Source organism: Diaphorobacter sp. B2A2W2, from assembly GCF_056730635.1.
This window is the reverse complement of the sequence record NZ_JBWZOR010000024.1, coordinates 1-1,515: the sequence shown is the minus strand read 5'-3', so window position 1 is coordinate 1,515 and position 1,515 is coordinate 1. Positions and strand designations below refer to the sequence as shown.

3 tRNA genes and 1 pseudogene are annotated in these 1,515 nt (G+C 55.8%); all 4 read right to left on the bottom strand.

The window, feature by feature from the left end:
* Positions 1-75: 75 nt before the first annotated feature.
* Positions 76-150: transfer RNA gene (locus tag AC1PPL_RS19290), tRNA-Thr, on the bottom strand.
* A 41-nt stretch (positions 151-191) separates the two neighbouring features.
* Positions 192-265, bottom strand: a tRNA-Gly gene (locus AC1PPL_RS19285).
* A gap of 48 nt (positions 266-313) precedes the next feature.
* A tRNA-Tyr gene (locus AC1PPL_RS19280) sits at positions 314-399 on the bottom strand.
* A 130-nt stretch (positions 400-529) separates the two neighbouring features.
* A pseudogene (locus AC1PPL_RS19275) lies at positions 530-1,208 on the bottom strand (IS3 family transposase); the annotation flags it as partial.
* Positions 1,209-1,515 lie beyond the last annotated feature (307 nt).

The following is a 1,515-nucleotide window of genomic DNA, read 5'->3' as shown; positions in this document are numbered from 1 at the left end:
CTTTTCGACTCCGAAAAAATCTACACCAACACGACAAATATTGATGCACCCCAAACGGAGACGCACCTGAAACTGTGGTGCCCATGGCGGGAATCGGACCCGCGACCTCTCCCTTACCAAGGGAGTGCTCTACCACTGAGCCACATGGGCAACAAGGAGCCAAACTCCTCTTAACCAACCTATCCAAACCGTGGAGCGGGAGACGGGAATCGAACCCGCGTCATTAGCTTGGAAGGCTAGGGTTCTACCATTGAACTACTCCCGCAAGACCGAATTTCGCGCAAGTACGGTCCAACGCCTTCAAACCACAATCTGGTGGAGGGGACTGGATTCGAACCAGTGTAGGCGTAAGCCAACAGATTTACAGTCTGCCCCCTTTAGCCACTCGGGCACCCCTCCGAAGAACTTAGAAGTATACAGCCTTTTTGATCCTTGCGCCGATATCACTATTTTTTGTTTTAGGTGTGGCGGATCTTTGTAGTCGGTGGCGTCAGTTTGGCGAGCTAGCCGTTGAGTTCCAAGAGGTTGTTCATGGGCGGCTGTTGGTTGAGTGGGCTGCTGCCTGTTCCGTTGACACCAACTTAAGCCTTTTGAGTTTGCTCGTACTGTCCGGACTGAGATAGCCGAGCGTCGAATGCCGGTGCGTCGGGTTGTAGGAGCACTCGATGTAATCGAATACATCTGAACGGACCTGCCTTCGTGTTCAGTACACCTTCCTGGCGATGCGTTCGGTCTTGAGAGAACTGAAGAAGCTCTCCATGGCCGAGTTGCCCCAGACCTCGCCGGCCCGGCTCATGCTGCAAGTGATGCCCTGTTCATCCAACAGCCTCTGGAAGTGCTCCCTGGTGTACTGGCTACCCTGATCCGAGTGATGCAGTAAGGCTACCGGCTTGCCCGACGCCACACGGCCATCATCAGCGCGTCCACCACGAGCTGCAAGGTCATGCTCTCCTGCATAGACCAACCCACAATGCGCCGCGAGTACAGGTCCAGCACCGCGGCTAGGTACAGCCAGCCTTATGCCGTCCAGATGTAGGTGAAGTCGGCTACCCACCTCTGGTTCGGGCAGTCAGCCTGGAACTGCCGGTCCAGTACGTTGTTGGCCACGGCATTGCGCGCGCCACGGTCTCCTTAGGCGATCCCGTCGGGGTCTGGCCTCGCAATGCCTGTTCGCGCATGAGCCGTTCAATGCGGTGCAGACCACAAGCCTAACCCAATGTGATCTGTTCCTCGCTGAATCTGCTCTTCTACATGTCCGTCATTCTCCTGATGGTTGACGGACTTCACTAACTTCAGACTGGTACGGCTGGCGGGGGGCAGGTCACCTGGGCCACAACCACACCACGCTCGGTGACCAGCTTGACCGCTTGAGCTTGGACTCTCGGCTGAATGTCCTTCTTCTCTCCATGAACCACCTCCGGTTTCACTTCCACCTTAACAAGGTGTCTTTGAAACCGGCAGCAGCCCAAACCGTCAACTCTTCAACTAGCACGTCTAAAGGGGGCAGGTTGAATT